This is a genomic window from Paraburkholderia sp. EG286A (genome assembly GCF_040965375.1).
GTDB lineage: Bacteria > Pseudomonadota > Gammaproteobacteria > Burkholderiales > Burkholderiaceae > Paraburkholderia.
In genome coordinates this window covers 491,659-512,001 of record NZ_JBFRCB010000004.1, presented here as the reverse complement: position 1 = coordinate 512,001, position 20,343 = coordinate 491,659, and the positions used below count along the sequence as shown (strand labels likewise).

Sequence of the window (20,343 nt, the reverse complement as noted above, 5' to 3'; positions counted from 1 at the left end):
TATAACCGAAGAAGCCATAGGTCATGGCGACGTCAATCATCTTCCTACCTCAGGAGATCGAATCATGAAAAGCCAACTCGTCCTCTCAGTCATCGCTGCGCTCCTCCTCGGTGTTGCCTCTTCCGCAATGGCGCAAGACGCAGCATCGGGTGCAGATCAAAGCCAGGGGACAGGTCGCCAGCAGGTCATGCCGACCATGCCGCATCGCGACTGGCACGAGGGCCAACAGGTTCCCTCGAAATATCGGCACTACAACTATCAGATGAAGGACTGGAAGTCGCATAACCTGGACGCACCGAAGCGCGGCCAGCAATGGCTTGGCGTGAACGGCGACTACGTGCTGGTGACGAGAAGCAACTGGAAGATCTCGAAGATCGTACCGGGTACTGAATGACCGGATGACGCGGCGGGCTACGTTGCCGTAGCCTGCGCAATTACTGCATGATTCAGGCATGGACGGTCGCCATGCCTGCTGCCCCTCTCACTCGACGAGCCGCGCGCGCAGGCGCTTGTACTCGTCTTCGGTAATCGAGCCTGTCGTTTTCAGCTTGTCGAGCTTTTCGATTTCGTCCGCCACACTGTAGCCCACCATGTGGCGCAGTTCTTCGCGCGCCTTCTGCGCCCGCTCCTGGTTGCGATGCGCCATGTCTCTGCCCTGCGTGAGGACATAGGCAAATATGCCGATATAGGGCAAAACAATCAGAAAAATCACCCAGACGATCTTCAGGAAGCCCGAGATATCGGTTCGACGGAACAGGTCGCTCGTGATCGTGATGAACAGCCAGAACCACAGAATGAACATGAATATCGAAAACGCATCGATAATAAAGTTCGAAAACGTAAAGCCATTTGCGAAGATCATGAATCGCCTCCGTCGGTTTTGCGTGTGTAAAACGGCAACCGCACACTGACACGGGCATCGATGGCGACACCGTGTGCGCGCGAAACGTGATGCACGGCCGCGACGCGGCCGCCGACTGCGCTTTCGTCAGGTCAGATCAGCTCGCGCCTGCGCTCCCGGCCGCCGAACGGCACCACGGCCATGGAAATGAGATCCAGCCCGAGGAACAATCCGAGCAAGGGTAACGGCACGCTCGGGAAATTGGCGGCCAGAAAAATGGCGAGCAGGAAAGACAACGCCGCGCTGACAATGCCGATATTGTTGATCTTCACATCCTGCCCGACCGACGCAATGATCTTGAAGAAGCCGTCGAGTACGAAGAAGATCATCAGCATCACGGTAAGCCCGCGCGCCCGTGCGCTGTCATTGACCAGAATGAGAATGCCGATGAGGATCGGCACGATGACTGGCGGAATGCGCCGCACAGCGAGTTTCCAGTCTTTCGTCGTGAAGAGATTCAACGCATGCACGAAGCCGCAGAACAACAGCATCCTTGCGATGAAAAGCGTTCCAATCAGGGATCGTGTCGAGAGCGACAAGACGATGCAGAAAATTCCCGCCGCGACGAGAAGCGTTGAACTGGCAATCGGAAAAATAGCACGCTTTTTCATATTCGAATGTAACTGCGTCAATACGGTTACATAGCTCGGCATATCTGACTTGCGCGTATTCTTGCCGAATTATAGGCTTAAGCGAAATTAAGCGTTCTACGATCAGCCGTGGAAGTATAGTGCGTGAGTGTGCAAATACAAGGGCGCGATTGCACCGCGAGCACCGTGAACCTCGAACGCCGCCACACCTTCTCGTTCAGCCCCGACGGCGAGCACTTCCTGCTCGACGGCAAGCCCTTGCAGATTCGCAGCGGCGAGATGCATCCCGCGCGCATACCGCGCGAGTACTGGCTGCATCGCATTCGCATGGCCAAGGCGATGGGCATGAACTGCATCGCGTTGTACATCATGTGGAACTACCACGAGCCACGCCCGGGCGTGTTCGACTTCGCAAGCGGCAACCGCGATATCGAAGCGTTCATCCGCCTGTGCCAGCAAGAAGCGTTGTGGGTGCTGTTGCGCCCGGGCCCCTACGTTTGCGCCGAGTGGGACCTGGGCGGCCTCCCCGCTTACCTGCTGGGCGAACCGGACATCCAGTTGCGCACCGACTCCGCCACCGATGCCCGTTACATGGCCGCGGTTACACGCTATATCGGCGAACTGGCTCCCCGCATCAAGCCGTTGATGATCGATGCCGGCGGCCCGATCCTGATGATCCAGATAGAGAATGAATTCGGCTCGTACGCAAGCAATCCCGCTTACCTCGAAGAACTGAGGCAGCTTTGGCTGCGGGGCGGCATAGCGGGGCCCTTCTACACCGAGGACGGTCTCGCGCAACTCGAGCGCAATCGCACGACGGTGACGGGTGGCGCCATCGCATTGAGCAACGGCAACGCGGCGCAAATCGCCACGGTGCGGCGCGCGTTTCCTGCCGTGCCCGCGATGGCGGGCGAGGTCTATCCGGGCTGGCTGACGCATTGGGGCGAGCCGGAATTCGCAGGACTCCATTACGATCTTTCCGCCATCTTGACGGCATTCATGCAGTCGCAATTGTCGTTCAACCTCTATGTCATTCACGGCGGCACCAGCTTTGGCTTTTATGCCGGCGCGAATGTGGACGAGTCGGGTAATTATCAACCCGATATCACGAGCTACGACTATGGCGCGCCAATTAACGAGCAAGGGGCAGCCACCGCGAAATACCTGAAGTATCGCGACATCATCGCCCGTTATCTGGCCGAGCCGTTGCCGGAGATTCCGGACGCCATACCCACGGTCGCGGGCCACACCCTGACGCCCACCCTCTATGCCTCGATCTGGGACAACCTGCCCGCGCCTTTGCCGCGCGAATCGAGCGTCGATCCGCAGCCGTTCGAGCACTACAGTCAGACATCCGGCGTCATGTTGTATCGCAAACAGTTGCGGGCGCAACCGGTCGGTGCGCTGGATATCAGCGACGTTCACGACTATGCGGCGGTTTTTGTCGGCGAGCGCTATGCGGGCGGTGTCTCGCGCGCGCGGATTCCGCACGGCTATGCACAGCGGTTGCGTGTGACACATCGCGCGCCGCTCGCATTGCCCGCCAACGTGGCCGGTACGCTGGAAATTCTGGTAGAGGCCATGGGGCGCGTCAATTTCGGGCCTGCGATCGTCGACCGCAAAGGACTGCTCGCGCCCGTGAAGATGCAATACGCCGACGGGTCCGTTTCCTCAATCGTGGAATGGGACGTCTTTTTGCTGCCGATGGATGAGGCGTACATCGCCGGGTTAGAGGCACGCTGCACGAATCCGCTGAAACCCGGGCTCTTTTTCAAGGCACGCCTGGTTCTGGATGAAATCGGCGACACCTGGCTCGATATGAGCCAATGGACCAAGGGCGTGGTCTGGGTCAATGGGCACAATCTCGGGCGCTACTGGCGTATCGGCCCGCAACAGCGCTTGTATTGCCCCGCGCCGTGGCTCACGCAGGGCGAGAACGAGGTGCTGATCTTCGACCTGCATCAGACCGAAACGAAACCCGTGCAACTGATGAATTCGTTGTATTAGCCACCACCGGCCGGCAGCAGCTCCAGCGTGAGCACTTCGAATGGCGCGAGCCGGATTTCGCACGGCAGGTCCGCGTCGAGTATTGCGGGAATGCCGGTCGTGCCTGGCTGCCAGAGACTCCGCGCATGGTATCGTCCTGCCGCCCCGGCCGGTAATTCCAGTTGATGGCGCAGCGCCAGGGCAAAGCGCTGCGCCTGATCGTGCGGATTGCGCAGCGTCACGATGGCCTTGTGCTGCGTCCACGCGGCCCAGCCGTAGATGGCCGCTTCGTCGGGCGCGCCGCCGATCCAGTGGCTGTCGCGCAAGACGTCGCCGTTCGCGCGCGCCCATCGGGCCGCCTGGGCGAGCACGTTCCAGTCGTCCTCGCCCAGCAGCGATGGCGTGATGTACAGCTCCTGCAATTGCGTACCGCTCGCGAAGAAGGACCGCAGCTCGTGCGCGAATGCATCGCCTGCCGGCACATTCAGGCGTGGATTGCACTGTGCAACGACAATGCCGTGCAGCATCAGGGAGTTGAGCGGAAAGAGCGGGCTGCGCAGCACGACGTTGCGGTACGTCTGCGCGTCGCGATACGTGATCCAGCGCTCGCGGCTCGTGCCGCTGCCCGCCTGACCGTCGTCGCTGCCGCCGCGCCAGATCGCGTCGACGTAGCGCAGCCAGAACGGCGAGGGCTGCGTGCCGGTCGAGAGATTGATGAAGGTTGCCGGTTTCGCCGCGCGAATGTCGCCGATGAGCTGGATCGCCGCGTCCCAGTCGCTATCGAAAAGGCTGCCTGGAAATACGCGGTCCGCGTTGCCCGTCCCATCGAACTTGAACTGGTTCACGCCGTCTCTCGCGAGCAGGCTCATCACGACTGCGTGAAAGCGCTCGTAATAGCGCGGCCCCGATAACGCAAAACCATTGTCGATGACTTCATAGCCCGCGGCGCGGCCGCGCTTGACGCGCTCGTCCTTCGGTCCGCAATAGCCGCCCCAGGGAGACAGCCACACGCCGGGCGCGCCGCCATAGCGTGCCGCCGCTTCGCGCAGCGGCACGAAGCCATAAGGAAACGCCTCGCTGAAATGCCAGCCGCCGCCAAGGTCGTCCCAGCCGTCGTCGAACAGAAACGAATCGATCTGCACGCCACGCGCGGTATGCAATTCTCGGCCGATCGTTTCGATACGCTCCAGCGCCTGGCCCTGCGTATAAGGCGTGAGGTAACCGATATCCCACCAGCTGTTGTAGTGCAGAAACGGACGATATGGGCGGGCGCGCTCCTGCTCGAGGCAGCTGGCGAAATCGCGTCGCAACTGACCGTCGCGAGCCACGCCCACCACGGCGGAGTAAGTCAGCGTCCGGTTCTTTTGCAGCGGCAACGTGCGTTGCAGCGTAAAACTGACGCTATCCGCTTCCACGTGGCTGGTCGCAAGCGGCGACTCAAAGCCCAGATAGAAGTTGCCCGCGACGACCGGCGCGCCCTTGCGCTCGCTGCCGGTCTGCGCGCCGACCGCGCGCGCCTGCAGCAGGGAAACGACGGCAATCGCTTCGTCCTGGCGCAAGGCCGTCACGTTCAGCGTCATGCGCAGATATCGCGCGCCGTCGCGCTGCTCTACGTTCCATTGAATCGCGAGGCGCCCTTGAACGTCGCCCAGCGTGATGCTCACGCGCCGGCCCGCGACGCGTTCGGCCAGGCGCGATGCGTGCGGGTTGGCCGCGAGCGCCTCTTCCCGTACCGGCGCGAGCACCTGCATGCCGGCCGGGCCGAGTGTGGTGCCATCCGCGAAAGTTAGCGCGAACGGCGCGGCGATGGGCAACGCACCCGCCCCGGCGCAATCGACGAGTGAAAACTGCGTGAGGTGTTCATCCGCGAGCGCCCAGCGCAAGGCAACGGCATGGTTCCCGAACGAGCAGACGTCGCCCTGTGTCCGGAATGCGGGCATGGTGGCTTGCGGAGAGGTTCGATCGTCGGCACGCATGGGCAACCTGTCTCGAGTGCGAGCAGCCTCTATAGGGTAACGGCAATGGCACCAGCGCGTGTCATGACCCTAAAGCGGCTTACCTACGCGAATGGCCATTCGGGGCCGCGCGATTCCCTTATGGGAACCTTAAGGCCGCCATTTTTCGCGCGGCTTTACCAGCGGTTACACGATTGACAAATCTGCGCATCCCGTTCGTAAGCTCAGCGACTAGAATCCGCTTCCATCGCAACCGCGTCCGTAGACTGGAATAGAGATCATCATGAATCGCCTGACGTTTTATCTCCTCGCAGGACTCGCAGGGACGTGTGTCAGCACAGCGGCATCCGCCCATGCCGATATCGGTGTCTATCTCGGCGTTCCCGGTCCGGTCTATGCCGCGCCCGAACCCGTGTACGAAGCGCCGCCGCCCGTCGTTTACCAAGCGCCGCCCCCCGTGGTCTATGAAGGGGCCCCCGCTTACGGCTACTATCGCTACGACCACGACGACGAACACCACTGGCACGACCACGGCCGTCATCGCGGCTGGGAACATCACCACGGCGACGACGACGATTGAGCGGCGCGCCCGCACCCAGATAATTGCGCGCGCAACTTCTTGCGCGCGCATTCCTCCCTGCTAGTGCCAGTCCCACGCCCCCTCCCCGCAAAAGCAGTCCCGTTCTGCCAGCCCCTCAAAGTTGTCTAGCCAATAAGCGCTTACAACGCGCGATCCGCCCCGCCCCCTGTCCTTCCTTTCCGTGTGCAACGCGCACGTGTCAGCCCGTTTACACCGTCCGCCAGCAAAAACCCTAGTTGTCTCAATATGTGAGAGCCGTTATCTTGTCTATACAACACGGCTGACGTGACAGCCCGCTGTTGACCATGCCGCCATCCCTCATGGCGGCGTCGAAAGACATACTGGAGACTCCACGTCAATGAAGAAGTTTGCCCTGTGCATCGCGATGCTCGCCGTCGCCACCTCCGTCTGCGCGAAGGACTGGACCACGGTCCGCTTCGGCGTGGACGCCAGCTATCCCCCGTTCGAATCGAAGAGCACGGACGGCAAGCTGGTCGGCTTCGACATCGACGTCGGCAACGAAATCTGCAAACGCATCAACGCGAAGTGTGTCTGGGTGGAAAGCGAATTCGACGGCATGATTCCGGCGCTCAAGGCGAAGAAGTTCGACGCAGTGCTCTCCTCGATGTCGATGACGCCGCAGCGCGAAGCGCAGATCGCGTTCTCGTCGAAGGTCTTCCACACGCCTAGCCGCCTCGTCGCGAAGAAGGGCTCGAGCCTCCAGCCCACTGCCGATTCGCTGAAGGGCAAGACGGTCGGCGTCGAGCAGGGAACGACCCAGGAAGCCTACGCAAAAGCCAACTGGGCACCGAACGGTGTGAAGATCGTGCCTTACCAGGATCAGGACCAGGTCTATGCGGACCTGCTCTCGGGCCGCCTCGACGCCGCGCTGCAAGACGCCGTGCAGGCCGACCTGAGCTTCCTGAAGACCCCGCGCGGCGCAGGCTTCGCGTTCACGAACGGCGAACTCAGCGATCCCGGCGGCATCCTCGGCAACGGCGCCGCCATCGGCTTGCGCAAGGACGACGCCGACCTGAAGGTGAAGATCGACAAGGCGCTCGCCGACATGCTCAAGGACGGCACGTACAAGAAGATCGAATCGCGCTACTTCGCGTTCGACGTGTACGGTTCCTGAGCCTGACCGGAGCATACGACTAGCGACGAAGGCGCGGGGCACTCCCGCGCCTTTTGCCCTTTCCGCCGCCTGCAACTCTCCCCGCCCTCTCGCCATCATGCAGATTCAGACCCATCCGCTCATTTCGCCGGCGCTCGGCACCGCGCGGCACCTCACGAGCTTCCACTACGGCCCCACCGGCGCACAGAAGATCTACATCCAGTCGTCGCTGCATGCCGACGAACTGCCGGGCATGCTGGTCGCCTGGGCGCTGCGCCAACGCCTTGCCGCGCTCGAAGCCGCAGGCAAGCTGCGCGGCGAGGTCGTCGTCGTGCCCGTGCCCAATCCCATCGGCCTCAACCAGCGCCTGCTCGGTCAGCTGCTCGGCCGCTTCGAAAGCGGCACCGCGGCCAACTTCAACCGCCACTTCCACGATCTCGCCGAACTCGTGCTCCCGCGTGTCGGTCCTCGCCTGAGCGCCGACGCACAGCAGAACGTGGCCGTCGTGCGCGCTGCGATGCGCGAGGCGCTCGACGAACAGGCGCCCACCACCGAACTCGGCTCGCAGCGGCTTGCGCTGCAGCGCCTGTCGTACGACGCCGATGTCGTGCTCGATCTGCATTGCGACTTCGAAGGCGCGCTGCATCTCTACACGAACCCCGATCTGTGGTCCGATGTCGAGCCGCTCGCGCGCTATCTCGAAGCGAAGGCCTCGCTGTTCGCGCTCAATTCGGACGGCAATCCGTTCGACGAGATCCACAGCTTCTGCTGGTCCGCGCTGCGCGAGCGCTACCGCGAGCGCTTTCCGATTCCCAACGGCGCGGTTTCCGTGACGATCGAGTTGCGCGGCCAGGCAGACGTGAGCTACGACTTCGCCGAACGCGACGCGAACGCCATCATCAATTACCTCACGCATCGCGGTGTGATCGAGGGCGCGCCCGCGCCGCTGCCTGCGCTCGAATACCCGGCCACGCCGTTCGCGGGCGCCGAAGCGCTCATCGCGCCGGCCTCCGGCGTGCTCGTGTTCCGCACACCGGTTGGCGTGCGGGTCGAACCGGGCCAGCCGATCGCCGATGTGGTCGACCCGCTGACCGATCGCGTCGTCACGATCACGAGTTCCGTGACCGGCATGCTGTATGCACGCCAACGCACGCGCTTCGCCACGGCGGGGATGGAAGTCGCGTGGGTGGCAGGCGCCACGCCGCTGCGCAGCGGCTCGCTGCTGCCCAACTAGGCGATGAAACCGGGCAAATCGCCCGAAATGATGTGGGGTCATGCCCGATAACGGACACGTTACGCGGCACAGTTCGTTTGAAAACGAAACGATGTGTGACGGGGCGTAACAGCGGGCCGGCAGGCGCACCGCACAGGACGATGCCTGCCGTTGCGGCGCAGTGAGGGCGGGAGCAAGCGCGATTTACACTTGCTTTCGATTCTTTACCTATGCGCGCTGAGTTGAAACTTACGATTGTCAGCGCCTGGAACATCGGGCCCCAAGGCGGCCGGAGACCTCCGTTTCCGGCCGCCTTTCTCATTCGTAAATAGAACCAGCGGAATGGCCCACAATAAATGAACAGCTTCGATACCGTCATTCTGGGAGCCCTCACCCAAGTCGATCTGCCGCCACTGCTCAATCACGCGATCCGGGTGATGGTGGGGCTCTATACGTTCAAGGGCTATTTCCTCATCCCGCTCATCTGGTGGATCTGGTTCCAGCCCAACGAGCGGCGCGCGTGGCGGCGCGAGATGATGATCGCCACGGTGGCCAGCGGCCTGATCGCGCTCGCCGTGGGACGCCTCCTCGCGCGTCTTCTGCCGTTCCGGCAACGGCCGCTCTTCAATCCCGATCTGCACCTGCATTTCGCCTCGTCGTCGCTGCGGGCGGCCGGGCTCACCGACTTCAGCTCGTTTCCGAGCGATCACGCCATGCTGTGGGTGGCGATCGCGATGGGGATCTTTCTGGTATGGCGTGTGGTCGGCGCGCTGGTGATGTTGTATGTGGTACTGATCATCTGCTTGCCGCGTGCGTATCTGGGCTATCACTACCCCACGGATCTGATCGCGGGCGGCGCAATCGGCGTGGTGATTACCTGGCTGATGACGCGCGATGCCGTCAGGAAGCGGACCGCCGAGCCCGCACTGCGCCTGATGGTGCGCTTTCCAGGGGCGGCTGCCGCATTCACGTTTCTCGTGTGTTTCGAACTGGTCACGCAATTCGACGATCTGCTGCGGCTCGCCCACTCCGTGGTGCACGGGATGATCTGAAAACCGGCGCGGGCGGCGTATTCCGTACGCCGCCCGCGCGGCTTCACGCTGCGCCCGGATTGACGTACGCCGTCTTGACCGTGGTGTAGAACTCGCGGGCATAGCTGCCTTGCTCGCGCGGGCCGTAGCTCGAACCCTTGCGGCCGCCGAACGGCACGTGATAGTCCACGCCCGCCGTTGCGGTGTTCACCATGACCATGCCGGCCTGCACATGGCGGCGGAAGTGGTTGGCATGACTGAGCGAAGTCGTGCAGATGCCGGCCGACAGACCGAACTCGGTGTCGTTCGCCACGGCAAGCGCCTCGTGATAGTCCTTCACCTTGATGACCGAGGCGACGGGGCCGAACACTTCTTCGCGGTTGATGCGCATTGGCGCAGTCGTGCCGGTGATCAGCGCGGGAGCAAGGAAATAGCCGCGCGTGGCGCCTTCCACGCGCTCGCCGCCGTACACTTCGCCGCCCTCTTCACGCGCGATCGCAATGTAGCGCTCGTCCTGCTGAAGCTGCTTGTCGTCCACCACCGGCCCGATATGCGTGCCGTCCGCCAGCGCGTCGCCCGTCTTCAGCGTTTTCATGCGGGCCTTCATCGCTTCGATGAAGCGGTCGTGAATGCCTTCGGTCACGATGAGGCGGCTCGACGCCGTGCAGCGCTGCCCCGTCGAGAAGAATGCGCCGTTGATGCAGGCTTCCACGGCGACGTCGAGATTGGCGTCGTCGAGCACGACCATGGGATTCTTGCCGCCCATTTCCAGCTGGAACTTCTTGCCCGTTGCAAAGCACTTCGCGCCGATCGCGCGGCCCGTCGGCACCGAGCCGGTGAAACTCACGGCATCGACATCGGGCGAGCTGACGATCGCCTCGCCCACCACCGAGCCGCGCCCCATCACGAGGTTGATCACGCCGGCCGGCGCGCCCGCTTCCGCAATGATCTTCACGAGCTCCCACGTGCTGGCCGGCACGAGGTCGGCGGGCTTGATGACGACCGTGTTGCCATAGGCCAGCGCGGGCGCGATCTTCCAGGCGGGAATGGCGATCGGAAAGTTCCAGGGCGTAATGAGCCCGATCACGCCGAGCGGCTCGCGCGTCACTTCGACGGTCATGCCGGGGCGCACCGAAGGCACGATCTCGCCGCCCAGGCGCAGCGCCTCGCCGGCAAAGAACTTGAAGATCTGCGCGGCGCGGCCCACTTCGCCGATGGCCTCGGGCAGCGTCTTGCCCTCTTCGCGCGCGAGCAGGCGCCCTAGCTCGGCCTTGCGCGCGAGAATGACGCTGCCCACCTGGTCGAGCAAATCGAAGCGTTGCTGCGGCGTGGACAGCGACCACTGCGCAAAGGCCTTGCGCGCGGCGGCGATGGCGTCGCGCGTCTGCGCGTCGTCTGCCTGCGCGAACTCGCCGATCGCGTCGTCGAGATTGGAGGGATTGATGTTGGTGGAGGCCGTGGCGCCGCGCACCCACTGGCCGCCGATGTAATTGTCGAACTGGTTCATGTCGCGTTTTCCGATTCAGTGGCTCACAGCAATCCGCGCGAAGCCAGATTGCGATAGAGCGCGCGCACGCCGAAGGTCCACGGCGCGAGTGCCGTGCTCAATTGCACGGTGTTGATCAGCGCGCCGAGTTCCGGCGCGGAGATGGTGACCTTGTCGCCCAGATGATGCGTAAAGCCGCCGCCTTGCGTGTCGCGATCCTTGATCGGCGAGAACATGGTGCCGAGAAACAGCATGAAGCCATCGGGATACTGGTGATGCGGGCCCCACGTCTGCGCCACGAGGTCGGCCGGGTCGCGGCTGATTTCGCTCATGTGGCTGATGCCTTCCAGCACGAAGTCGTCGTCCGTGCCCTCCACGCGCAGCGCGACGCTCGTCTTGCGCACCGTGTCGAGGCTGAACGACTCGTCGAACAGACGCACGAACGGGCCGATCGCGCACGAGGCGTTATTGTCCTTGCACTTGCCGAGCAGCAGCGCCGAGCGGCCTTCGATGTCGCGCAGATTGACGTCGTTGCCGAGCGTCGCGCCGACGATCTCGCCGCGGCTGTTCACGGCCAGGACGATTTCCGGCTCGGGGTTGTTCCAGACCGAAGCGGCCAGCAAGCCGACAGCCGCGCCAAAGCCCACCGCCGACATGGGCTGCGACTTCGAAAACACTTCCGCGTCGGGCCCGATACCCACTTCCATGTACTGGGACCACGCGCCGCGCCGCTCGAGTTCCGCCTTGAGCTTCATCGCTTCTTCCGAGCCCGGCTTGATCTTCGAGAGATCGGTGCCGATCGTGGCCGCGATGGTTTCGCGCACTTCCTGCGCTTTCGCGGGATCGCCGCCCGCCTGTTCCTCGATCACGCGCTCGATCAGGCTCACCGCGAACGTCACGCCGCAGGCCTTGATGGCCTGCACGTCGTTGGGCGCGAGCAGACGCAGCGCGGGCGCCACGCTGCCGGGCAGATTTGCTTCGATCAGTTTTTCCACCGGGCCGAGCGATTCGCCGCTCACGGTGCGCGCGAATTGCGCGAGGTCCTCGCGGTCGAACAGATCCGCGGTGGTCGGCGCGCTGGCCGTGATATCGATGACTTCGCCGTTGCGCACGAGCACGACAGACGGGCCTTCATGCTCGCCTGCCTTGCGCCACACGCGGCCAACGAGCAGCGCCTGTCCGACATCGCCGGGAAGCCAGTTTGAGGGGGTGTTCGAGGTCATGGTGCGTCCAGTTGTCCGTGGTTAGTGCGAATGGCGCGGGTTGCCGCGCTCGGCGATGACTTTCAGGTAGAGCGTGGCCGGTTCGAGGCACCCGCCCGTGGACAGCTGCCCCACCGTCTTGCGGTAAAGCTCCTGCCAGGGCGTCTGTGCCGGCGGCACCTCGAAATGCGCCGTTTCGCGGCGGCGCGCCAGCTCGGCCTCGTCGACCAGCACGTTCACGCTGCGCGCGTTCAGGTCCACGCGAATGCGGTCGCCTGTTTGCAGCAGCGCGAGGCCGCCGCCCACCGCCGCCTCGGGCGACATGTTCAGGATCGACGGGCTCGCCGAGGTACCGCTCTGGCGGCCGTCGCCCAGCGTGGGCAGCGACGTGATGCCCTGGCGCACCAGTTCCGCCGGCGGCGCCATGTTCACCACCTCGGCGCTGCCCGGATAGCCCACCGTGCCGGTGCCGCGAATCACCAGAATGCAGTGCTGGTCGATTTCGAGCGACGGATCGTTGATGCGCGCGTGGTAGTCCTCGGGACCGTCGAACACGATCGCGCGCGCCTCGAAGGTGTTTTCCGCGCCCGGCTCGCTCAGATAAGTTTGCCGGAAGGCGTCGCCGACCACCGACATCTTCATGATCGCACTGTCGAAGAAATTGCCCGAGAGCACCATGAAGCCGGCGCCGTGCTTGAGCGGATCATCGGTGGTCCTGATGACTTCGCGATCGGGCTCGGGCGTGGCGTCGGCAATGGCGCCAATGGTGCGGCCCGATACCGTGAGGCATTCGCGGTGCACGAGGCCCGCGCGATCGAGTTCGCGCAGCACGCCGGGCACGCCGCCCGCGCGGTGGAAGCTCTCGCCCAGATACTCGCCTGCCGGCATGCAGTTCACGATGAGCGGCACTTGTTCGCCGACGCGTTGCCAGTCTTCGAGGCTCAGCTCGATGCCCATGTGCCGCGCGATCGCAATGAGGTGCGGCGGGCAGTTGGTGGACGCACCCAGCGCGGAGGCCACGACGATGGCATTCTCGAACGCCTCCTTCGTCATGATGCGCGAGGGCCGCATGTCGTAGCGCACGAGGTCGACAATGCGCTTGCCCGTTGCGTACGCCATCTGGCCGCGCTCGCGGTATGCCGCCGGAATGCTGGCGCAGCCGGGCAGCGACATGCCCAGCGCTTCGGCGAGGCTGTTCATCGACAGCGCCGTGCCCATCGTGTTGCAGTGGCCGATGGAGGGCGACGAGGCCGTCGTGAGCTCCATGAAGCCCTCGTAGTCGATCTCGCCGGCCGCCAGCAGATTGCGCGCATGCCAGATGACCGTGCCCGACCCGACACGCTGGCCGTGATGCCAGCCGTCGAGCATCGGGCCGCCCGACAGCACGATGGCGGGCATATCGACCGTTGCCGCGGCCATCAGGCAAGCAGGCGTGGTCTTGTCGCAGCCTGTGGTCAGCACCACGCCGTCGAGCGGGAAACCGTGAAGAATTTCGACCAGACCCAGATAGGCCAGATTGCGGTCGAGCGCTGCCGTGGGCCGGCGGCTCTGCTCGGCGAGCGGATGGACCGGAAATTCCATCGGGATGCCGCCCGCGTCGCGAATGCCCGCCTTCGTTCGCGCCGCCAGCTCGATATGGTGACGGTTGCAGGGGGCGAGATCGCTCCCCGTTTGTGCAATGCCGATGATGGGGCGGCCCGATTGCAGTTCTTCCCGGGTCAGACCGTAATTCATGAAGCGCTCGACATAGAGCGCGGTCATGTCCGCATGGGCCGGGTCGTCGAACCATTCCTGGCTGCGCAGGCGCCGTGCGTTGGGCTGGGTCATATCACTCACTTGCTTGTTCCTTGTCTCGACGATGTGGCGCGCAGGTCCACGCCATTTGTTATCGGTAACATTTCTGGATATTAGCACTTTGCACGCGCCCTGTGCACCAGGTGAGACCACGCGTTTTCCCGACCTCGGCGCCGGCGTCCGACTTGCCGTGGCGCCTCGTCTCATGCTAATTTAGCGCCCGCTGCGTTACCGATAACAAAACAGTGCGCTGTTCACAGCCAGCGCAGAGATCCAGCAAGCACACCACGAAGCTCGTGGAATCGACTCCCCTGCAGCGGGACCGTTCAAAGGCATATGTGAAAGGAGACACATCCCATGCCCACCCTGACCCAGATTGCGGACTCGCCGGCCGCCGTCAACGAAGCCGAAGAACTGCTGTACCGCAAGGTATTGAAGCGCATCTTGCCGCTTCTGCTTCTGTGCTATGTCGTCGCCTACCTCGACCGCGTGAACGTCGGCTTTGCCAAACTGCAGATGCTCGATTCGCTCGGCCTGAGCGACAGTATCTATGCGGTGGGCGCAAGCATTTTCTTCTGGGGATACTTCCTCTTCGAGATGCCGAGCAACCTGCTCCTGCATCGCTATGGCGCGCGTTTCTGGATCGCGCGCATCATGGTGACGTGGGGCATCGTGTCTTCGTCGCTCGCCTTTATCGCGCCGCTCGCGAGTGTCTTCCACGTGCAGACCTCGACGATGTTCTACATCCTGCGGTTTCTGCTCGGCGTCTGCGAAGCGGGCTTTTTCCCCGGCATCATTCTTTACCTGAACTACTGGTTTCCAGCGCGTCGCCAGAGCGTCGCGATGTCGGGGTTCCTGATCGCCATTCCGGTGAGCCTCACGCTCGGCGGGATTATCTCGGGGTGGCTCATGGAGAACACGCATGGCCTGTTCGGCCTGGGCGGCTGGCAGTGGATGCTGTTGCTCGAAGGCATTCCCTCGATTCTCGTCGCCTTCGTGGTGCTGCTGCGCATGGGCGACGGCATTCAGTCGGCGAAATGGCTGAGCGCCGCCGAAAAGGCCGTGCTGCAAAAGAATCTCGAACAGGAAAGCGCGAAGAAAACGCATAGCGCCATGGCGGCGCTGAAAAGCCCGCGCGTCTGGCTGCTGACGTTCATCCTGCTGACCTTCAATACCGGCTTCTATGGTCTGGCGTTCTGGCTGCCTTCCATCATCAAGGCTTCCGGTGTGAAGAGCACGTTCAATATCGGCTTGCTGACCGCCATTCCCTATCTCAGCGCCGTGGCCGCCATGATCTGGAACGCGTCGCACTCGCGCAAGACGGGCGAGCGCCGGCTCCATGCGGCCATTCCGGCCTGTATCGGCGGCATCGGCCTGATTCTGAGCGCACTGTTCGCGCACAACGTGCCGCTCTCGATCGTATTCCTGACGATCGCCACCTGCGCGATCCTCGGGCTCATGCCGATTTACTGGACGTTCCCGGGGCAGATTCTCTCCGGCACGGCCGCGGCGGCCGGTATTGCGCTCATCAACTCGGTCGGCAACCTGTCCGGCTTCACGGGCTCCATGATCACCAGCGTGGCGAAGGACCTGACCGGCGACATCAACAACGGCACCTATGCGCTGGGCGCGTGTCTGCTCGTGAGCTGCGTTCTGATTCTGTCGATTCCGAAAAGCATGCTGAACCGCGACGCGGTGGAAGAAAACTGAGCGTCATGCGAATCGGCTAAATCGTCCGTTGCGAGGGCCACCTTCTGCCACCTTCAGGCCGAGCCTTCCTTACACGATCCCGTTCTGAAAATTGCGTCGGCCTTGCGCCGGCGCTTTTTTTTGCCTCCGCGGTCCGGTCGGCACGGGTAATCGTCCCGCCCGCGCACCCCAGCGCCGGCACAAAAAGCGTGCAAAAAAACAATTGGAATTGTCTCAAGAATTGCAGCACGCTGCCGATAAGACGTGAACACTGTTTTCCGCCCGGTGCACTGCCATCGGGCCATCGACAAGCAACGGAGACGCTGTGATTCGAAACTGCCTTGGTGGTCTGCTGCTCGCGCTCGGTTGCATCGGCACCGCGGTTGCCGCAGGCCCCGACTGCTCGCGCTCATTTACGCTCGCCTTACACGATCATGGGCTGCTCTACTCCGTCGACACGGACACGGGCATCGACAAGGACTTCGCCGACGCCCTGGCACGGCGCAGCGGCTGCCAGATCCGCGTGAGCCTGATGTCGCGCGCGCGCATCTGGAAACTGATCGAATCGGGCGCGCTCGATTTCAGCCTTTCCGGCATTGCCAACGAAGAGCGCAATCAATACGCGGATTTTGCCTGGTACTTCAGCAACAAGTACTATCTGCTGGTTCGCAAGGATTCGGGCATCCATCAACTGGCCGATTTCGAGCACAACGACAAGTTTCAGCTCGGCGTGATTCGCAGTTTCCGCTACAGCGAGTCGGCCAACCGGCTGGTCGATTCGCTCTCCGCCGAAAACCGCGTGAGTCAGGCGGGCGGCCTCGAGCCGCTTTACCAGGCGCTGATCCTTGGCCGCATTCAGGGAATGATCATCGAGCCGTTCGATTATCCCGCCATCGACGAAGCGAAGATTCGGAGCGTGACCAATATCGTGGAGTTCGACGATCCACCCATTCCGCATGGACTCATCATGTCGAAGAAGGCGCTCTCGCCCGAGGAGCGGGACAAGTGGCGCGCCCTCGTCAACGAAATGATCGCCGACGGCACGGTGCGGCGCATCTTCACGAAGTATTTCAAGCCTGACCTCGCCGACTCGATGGTCCCCTTCTAGACGCCGCCATGACCCGGACGCGCCTCGTTCTGCTCCCGCTACTGGTTCTCGCCGCCGCGCTCGGCGTGACCTGGACGCTCTGGAACCACGAGCGGGAAGCGGCTCGCCACGAACTGCTCACGCAGTTCGATTACTCGCTCGGCGACGTCGTGAGCCGCGTCGAACAGCGCATGGGCACGTACGAGCTGTTGCTGCGCGGCGTGCAGAGCCTGTTTGCCGCCAGCGGCGAGGTCGATCGCGACGCGTTCCGGGCGTACGTCAATACGCTCAATCTCGACGCCAACTTTTCCGGCATCCAGGCCATCGGCATCGTCGCGTGGGTGCCGCAGACGCAAAAGGCCGCGCATATCACGGCCATGCAGCAGCGCGGCTTGCCCGGCTACGCGATCGAGCCCGACGGTCCGCGCGAGAACTACGCCCCCATCATTCAGCGCGAGCCGTATATCGGCGCCAATCGCGCGGCGCCCGGTTTCGACGCCTGGGCCGACCCGGTGCGCCGGCGCGCCATGGAGCAGGCGCGCGACACCGGCATGGCGACGATTTCCGGCAAGGTGCGCCTCTCGGTCGACACCGATCCCGGCGCCGATCCCGGCTTCGTGATGTACATGCCGGTCTACGCACACGGCCCGTCGCCGGAAAACGCCACGGAACGCCAGGCGCAGCTGGTGGGCTGGGTCTATGCGTCCTTTCGCATGCACGACGTCATCGCCAGCCTTTACGGCGAGGAACCGCCCGGCCTCTCGGTCTCCATCTACGACGGCGTGGAATCGTCGCCGGACGCATTGCTCTACAGAACGTCGGGCGCCGCCCATCACCTGGCGAGCGATCTTTCGGCAACCGAATACCTCGTCGTCTGCGGCCACGACTGGATGCTCAAGCTGATGGCGCGCGACGGCTTCAAGGCGCGCTTCGGCCGCGACGCGGCAACCCTCATCGCGATCACCGGCACGGGCCTGAGCCTGCTGCTCGCGCTGCTCACGCGCCTCATGATGACGGGCCGCAGCCGCGCGATACGGATGGCCTCGTCGATGACGAAGGAACTGCGCGAAAGCGAAGAAAAATTCCGCGCCATCGCGGACTGTACGGTCAACTGGGAAATCTGGTGGTCGCCGGAAGGCAAGCCGCGCTGGATCAACTCGGCGGTGGAGCAGTACATCGGCTATACCGTCGACGAGTGCATGGCCATGAGCGACTTCGCCTGCACCGTGATCTATCCGGGCGACGCGTCCTACGTCGCGCCCGAATTCCGCGGCGCGCAACTGGGCTCGCGCGGCGACAATCTGGAATTCCGCTGCGTGCGCAAGGACGGCTCGCTCATGTGGCTCTGCGCCTCGTGGGTGCCGATTACCGACTCGAAGGGCGATTTCATCGGTTTCCGCACGAGCGGGCGCGACATCACCGAGCGCAAGATCGCCGACCAGCGCATCAAGGAGCTGGCCTTCTACGACGCGCTCACGGGCCTGCCCAATCGCACGCTGCTGCTCGACAACCTCAAGGACGCCCTGACCGACAGCGCGAGGAATGGCACGAGCGGCGCCCTGCTGTTCATCGATCTGGATCACTTCAAGACGCTGAACGACACGCTGGGCCACGACAAGGGCGACCTGCTGCTGCAGGAAGTGGCGAAACGCCTGGCGGCGAGCATACCCGCGGGCGACACCGTGGCGCGCGTGGGCGGCGACGAGTTCGTCGTCGTGGTGGGCAATCTGAATCCCGTTCCCTGCGAGGCGGCCCGCCAGGCCGAGGCCCTGGGCGAGCGGATTCTCGCCGTGCTCGGGAATCCTTATCGACTCGACGAGATCGACTACCGCAGCACGGCGAGCATCGGCGCAACCGTATTCAAGGGCTTCCAGGCGACGACAGACGACCTCATGAAGCAGGCCGACCTCGCCATGTACAAATCCAAGGAACGCGGCCGCAACGCGGTGCGCCTCTTCGACCCCGACATGCAGACGGTCGTGGTGGAGCGTGCCGCGCTCGAAGCGGCGCTGCGCGAAGCCATCGAGAACGAAGAGTTCGTGCTTCACTACCAGATGCAGATCGACAGCGGCCGGGTCACCGGCGTCGAGGCGCTGGTGCGCTGGCGTCACCCCCTGCGCGGGCTCGTGTACCCGGCCGATTTCATTCCCGTGGCCGAGGAAACCGGGCTCATCGCCGAGCTGGGCAGCTGGGTGCTGCGCGCGGCCTGCACCCAGCTGGCGCGCTGGGCCATGCAGCCCGACACCGAACACCTGACCATTGCGGTCAACGTCAGCGTGCAGCAGCTGCACCAGCCCGACTTCGTGCAAAGCGTGCTGGCCACCCTCGAACAGACCGGCGCGCGAGCGGACCGGCTCAAGCTCGAGTTGACGGAAAGCGTGCTGGTCGACAACGTGCAGGAGATCATCGAGAAAATGGAGGCGCTGAAGGCGAACGGCATCGTCTTCGCGCTCGACGATTTCGGCATCGGCTATTCGTCGCTTTCGTATTTGAGGCGCCTGCCGCTCGCTCAACTGAAGATCGACCGCTCGTTCGTGCGCGATGTCCTCGTCGATCCGAACGACGCCGTGATCGCCCGCACCATCGTGGCGCTCGCGCACAGCCTGGGCCTCGGCGTAATCGCCGAAGGGGTCGAGACCGAGGAGCAGCGTGCCTTCCTCGCCTCGGCCGGCTGTTACGCGTATCAAGGCTATCTGTTCTGCCGCCCGATTCCTGTCGAGGAGTTCGAGGCGGCATTGCGCGGACTCGAGGCGTCGGAGTGCCTCACGGAGTAAGCGCGCCTCGCCGCCCGCCGCCCGCCACATCACGCGTCGCCGTGCCGGCGCGGCGCGAGCAGGTCGGACAGGCCCACGCGATGCAGCATCTCCGCCCGTACGCGGTCCAGTACGGCAAAGCCGACGTCCGCGCCGTCCTGGGTCGGGTCCACGTGCACCCGGAACGGCCGCTTGCCGAAGGGGGCATCGACCACCTCGACGATCGCCTCGGCCACGAGACCGACGTCGGCTTCTGGCGGCACGATGGCGGCGAACGCCTCCTGGATCTGCTCGCCGAACCCGGCATAGGGGCCGGCTTCATAGGCGGCGACCACGCCCTTGTCTTCCGGGCTGCCCGCATGCGCAAAGTGATTCGTGCCCGAGGTGAACGCGCCCGGCACGATGATCGACGTTTCGATGCCCCAGCGCGCAAGCTCGCGTGCGTACTGAACGGCAATCGCATCCATCGCGGCCTTCGCCGCGAAATACGGCGCGAGATAAGGCGGCGTGCCGCCGGCGGAACTGCTGCTCGACACCCACACCACGAGGCCTTCCCGCCGCTCGCGCATGTGCGGCAGCACCGCGCGGTTCACCCGCTGCGTGCCCAGCACGTTGATGTCGTACAGGTGTGCATACTGTTCCGGGCTGAACGCTTCGGCCGGCCCGAAGGCCATATGGCCCGCGTTGTGGACGATCACATCGATACGCCCGCTTGCGGCGATCACGCGGGCGATACCCGCATCCACGGACTGTTGCGACTGCACGTCGAGTTCGACGGTGCGCAGATCCACGCCGTTGTGCTGCGAGAATTCCGCCATCTGCGCGACAACCGGAGCGTTGCGCCCGGCGGTCGCACGCATGGACGCGTAGACGGTATGGCCGGCGTCGGCGAGTGCTGCGGCGGCGAGGCGGCCAAAACCGCTCGATGCGCCGGTAACGACAATGATCTTCTTCATGATGGG

16 protein-coding genes are annotated in these 20,343 nt (G+C 63.7%); 9 read left to right on the top strand and 7 right to left on the bottom strand.

Annotated elements, in window-relative coordinates:
• Positions 1-64 precede the first annotated feature (64 nt).
• Complete coding sequence (locus AB4Y35_RS21270; RefSeq protein ID WP_368705795.1) at positions 65-394, top strand: RcnB family protein; 330 nt, start codon at positions 65-67, stop codon at positions 392-394.
• An 87-nt stretch (positions 395-481) separates the two neighbouring features.
• On the opposite strand, the gene AB4Y35_RS21265 is transcribed toward AB4Y35_RS21270, so the two are convergent.
• Entirely contained in the window at positions 482-862 is a 381-nt protein-coding gene (locus AB4Y35_RS21265; RefSeq protein WP_368705794.1) for an SHOCT domain-containing protein, read from the bottom strand.
• Positions 863-993: 131 nt separating this feature from the next.
• Positions 994-1,512 carry a hypothetical protein gene (locus AB4Y35_RS21260; protein ID WP_368705793.1) on the bottom strand — a complete coding sequence of 173 codons (519 nt, stop codon included), beginning with the start codon at positions 1,510-1,512 and terminating at the stop codon, positions 994-996.
• A 129-nt stretch (positions 1,513-1,641) separates the two neighbouring features.
• Here AB4Y35_RS21260 and AB4Y35_RS21255 point away from each other — a divergent pair, with 129 nt between their 5' ends.
• Entirely contained in the window at positions 1,642-3,498 is a 1,857-nt protein-coding gene (locus AB4Y35_RS21255; protein ID WP_368706131.1) for a beta-galactosidase, read from the top strand.
• On the opposite strand, the gene AB4Y35_RS21250 is transcribed toward AB4Y35_RS21255, so the two are convergent.
• A complete protein-coding gene (locus AB4Y35_RS21250) occupies positions 3,495-5,417 on the bottom strand; it encodes an enterotoxin (RefSeq protein WP_368705792.1) in 1,923 nt (640 codons plus the stop codon). The two genes, AB4Y35_RS21255 and AB4Y35_RS21250, sit on opposite strands and share 4 nt — an antisense overlap.
• Before the next feature lie 298 nt (positions 5,418-5,715).
• Between AB4Y35_RS21250 and AB4Y35_RS21245 the strand changes: the two genes are divergently transcribed.
• From AB4Y35_RS21245 to AB4Y35_RS21230, 4 genes are all read left to right on the top strand, one after another.
• A complete protein-coding gene (locus AB4Y35_RS21245) occupies positions 5,716-6,012 on the top strand; it encodes a hypothetical protein (RefSeq protein ID WP_368705791.1) in 297 nt (98 codons plus the stop codon).
• A gap of 358 nt (positions 6,013-6,370) precedes the next feature.
• The gene (locus AB4Y35_RS21240) at positions 6,371-7,147 is read left to right on the top strand and encodes an ABC transporter substrate-binding protein (protein WP_342923577.1); all 777 of its coding nucleotides are present in this window, start codon (positions 6,371-6,373) and stop codon (positions 7,145-7,147) included.
• A gap of 97 nt (positions 7,148-7,244) precedes the next feature.
• Positions 7,245-8,360, top strand: coding sequence for a succinylglutamate desuccinylase/aspartoacylase family protein (locus AB4Y35_RS21235; protein WP_368705790.1), 1,116 nt, complete (start codon positions 7,245-7,247; stop codon positions 8,358-8,360).
• 335 nt (positions 8,361-8,695) lie between these two features.
• The gene (locus AB4Y35_RS21230) at positions 8,696-9,391 is read left to right on the top strand and encodes a phosphatase PAP2 family protein (RefSeq protein ID WP_368705789.1); all 696 of its coding nucleotides are present in this window, start codon (positions 8,696-8,698) and stop codon (positions 9,389-9,391) included.
• 43 nt (positions 9,392-9,434) lie between these two features.
• Here the strand turns inward: AB4Y35_RS21230 and AB4Y35_RS21225 are convergent, their stop codons facing one another.
• Genes AB4Y35_RS21225 through AB4Y35_RS21215 form a run of 3 tightly spaced genes read right to left on the bottom strand, consistent with a single transcriptional unit; the run spans position 9,435 to position 13,885 of the window.
• A complete protein-coding gene (locus AB4Y35_RS21225; protein ID WP_368705788.1) occupies positions 9,435-10,877 on the bottom strand; it encodes an aldehyde dehydrogenase family protein in 1,443 nt (480 codons plus the stop codon).
• Positions 10,878-10,900: 23 nt separating this feature from the next.
• A complete protein-coding gene (locus AB4Y35_RS21220) occupies positions 10,901-12,079 on the bottom strand; it encodes a fumarylacetoacetate hydrolase family protein (protein ID WP_368705787.1) in 1,179 nt (392 codons plus the stop codon).
• Positions 12,080-12,100: 21 nt separating this feature from the next.
• A complete protein-coding gene (locus AB4Y35_RS21215; RefSeq protein ID WP_368706130.1) occupies positions 12,101-13,885 on the bottom strand; it encodes an IlvD/Edd family dehydratase in 1,785 nt (594 codons plus the stop codon).
• Positions 13,886-14,209: 324 nt separating this feature from the next.
• Between AB4Y35_RS21215 and AB4Y35_RS21210 the strand changes: the two genes are divergently transcribed.
• The 3 genes from AB4Y35_RS21210 to AB4Y35_RS21200 all read left to right on the top strand — a co-directional run bounded on the left by AB4Y35_RS21210 (position 14,210) and on the right by AB4Y35_RS21200 (position 19,402).
• On the top strand, positions 14,210-15,562 hold the full coding sequence (locus tag AB4Y35_RS21210) for an MFS transporter (protein WP_368705786.1): 1,353 nt from the start codon (positions 14,210-14,212) through the stop codon (positions 15,560-15,562).
• Positions 15,563-15,866: 304 nt separating this feature from the next.
• Positions 15,867-16,649 (top strand): transporter substrate-binding domain-containing protein, encoded by a 783-nt coding sequence (locus tag AB4Y35_RS21205; RefSeq protein ID WP_321921838.1) that lies wholly within the window; start codon positions 15,867-15,869, stop codon positions 16,647-16,649.
• Between the two features lie 8 nt (positions 16,650-16,657).
• Entirely contained in the window at positions 16,658-19,402 is a 2,745-nt protein-coding gene (locus tag AB4Y35_RS21200) for an EAL domain-containing protein (RefSeq protein WP_368705785.1), read from the top strand.
• A gap of 29 nt (positions 19,403-19,431) precedes the next feature.
• Here AB4Y35_RS21200 and AB4Y35_RS21195 read toward each other — a convergent pair whose 3' ends face one another.
• The gene (locus tag AB4Y35_RS21195; protein ID WP_368705784.1) at positions 19,432-20,337 is read right to left on the bottom strand and encodes an SDR family NAD(P)-dependent oxidoreductase; all 906 of its coding nucleotides are present in this window, start codon (positions 20,335-20,337) and stop codon (positions 19,432-19,434) included.
• Positions 20,338-20,343 lie beyond the last annotated feature (6 nt).

What these genes read in the sequence shown, in the direction of transcription:
- AB4Y35_RS21270 (WP_368705795.1), top strand. Translation starts at nt 65, where the DNA reads ATGAAAAGCCAACTCGTCCTCTCAGTCATCGCTGCGCTCCTCCTCGGT.
- AB4Y35_RS21265 (WP_368705794.1), bottom strand. Translation starts at nt 862, where the DNA reads ATGATCTTCGCAAATGGCTTTACGTTTTCGAACTTTATTATCGATGCG.
- AB4Y35_RS21260 (WP_368705793.1), bottom strand. Translation starts at nt 1,512, where the DNA reads ATGAAAAAGCGTGCTATTTTTCCGATTGCCAGTTCAACGCTTCTCGTC.
- AB4Y35_RS21250 (WP_368705792.1), bottom strand. Translation starts at nt 5,417, where the DNA reads ATGCCCGCATTCCGGACACAGGGCGACGTCTGCTCGTTCGGGAACCAT.
- AB4Y35_RS21245 (WP_368705791.1), top strand. Translation starts at nt 5,716, where the DNA reads ATGAATCGCCTGACGTTTTATCTCCTCGCAGGACTCGCAGGGACGTGT.
- AB4Y35_RS21240 (WP_342923577.1), top strand. Translation starts at nt 6,371, where the DNA reads ATGAAGAAGTTTGCCCTGTGCATCGCGATGCTCGCCGTCGCCACCTCC.
- AB4Y35_RS21235 (WP_368705790.1), top strand. Translation starts at nt 7,245, where the DNA reads ATGCAGATTCAGACCCATCCGCTCATTTCGCCGGCGCTCGGCACCGCG.
- AB4Y35_RS21230 (WP_368705789.1), top strand. Translation starts at nt 8,696, where the DNA reads ATGAACAGCTTCGATACCGTCATTCTGGGAGCCCTCACCCAAGTCGAT.
- AB4Y35_RS21225 (WP_368705788.1), bottom strand. Translation starts at nt 10,877, where the DNA reads ATGAACCAGTTCGACAATTACATCGGCGGCCAGTGGGTGCGCGGCGCC.
- AB4Y35_RS21220 (WP_368705787.1), bottom strand. Translation starts at nt 12,079, where the DNA reads ATGACCTCGAACACCCCCTCAAACTGGCTTCCCGGCGATGTCGGACAG.
- AB4Y35_RS21215 (WP_368706130.1), bottom strand. Translation starts at nt 13,885, where the DNA reads ATGACCCAGCCCAACGCACGGCGCCTGCGCAGCCAGGAATGGTTCGAC.
- AB4Y35_RS21210 (WP_368705786.1), top strand. Translation starts at nt 14,210, where the DNA reads ATGCCCACCCTGACCCAGATTGCGGACTCGCCGGCCGCCGTCAACGAA.
- AB4Y35_RS21200 (WP_368705785.1), top strand. Translation starts at nt 16,658, where the DNA reads ATGACCCGGACGCGCCTCGTTCTGCTCCCGCTACTGGTTCTCGCCGCC.
- AB4Y35_RS21195 (WP_368705784.1), bottom strand. Translation starts at nt 20,337, where the DNA reads ATGAAGAAGATCATTGTCGTTACCGGCGCATCGAGCGGTTTTGGCCGC.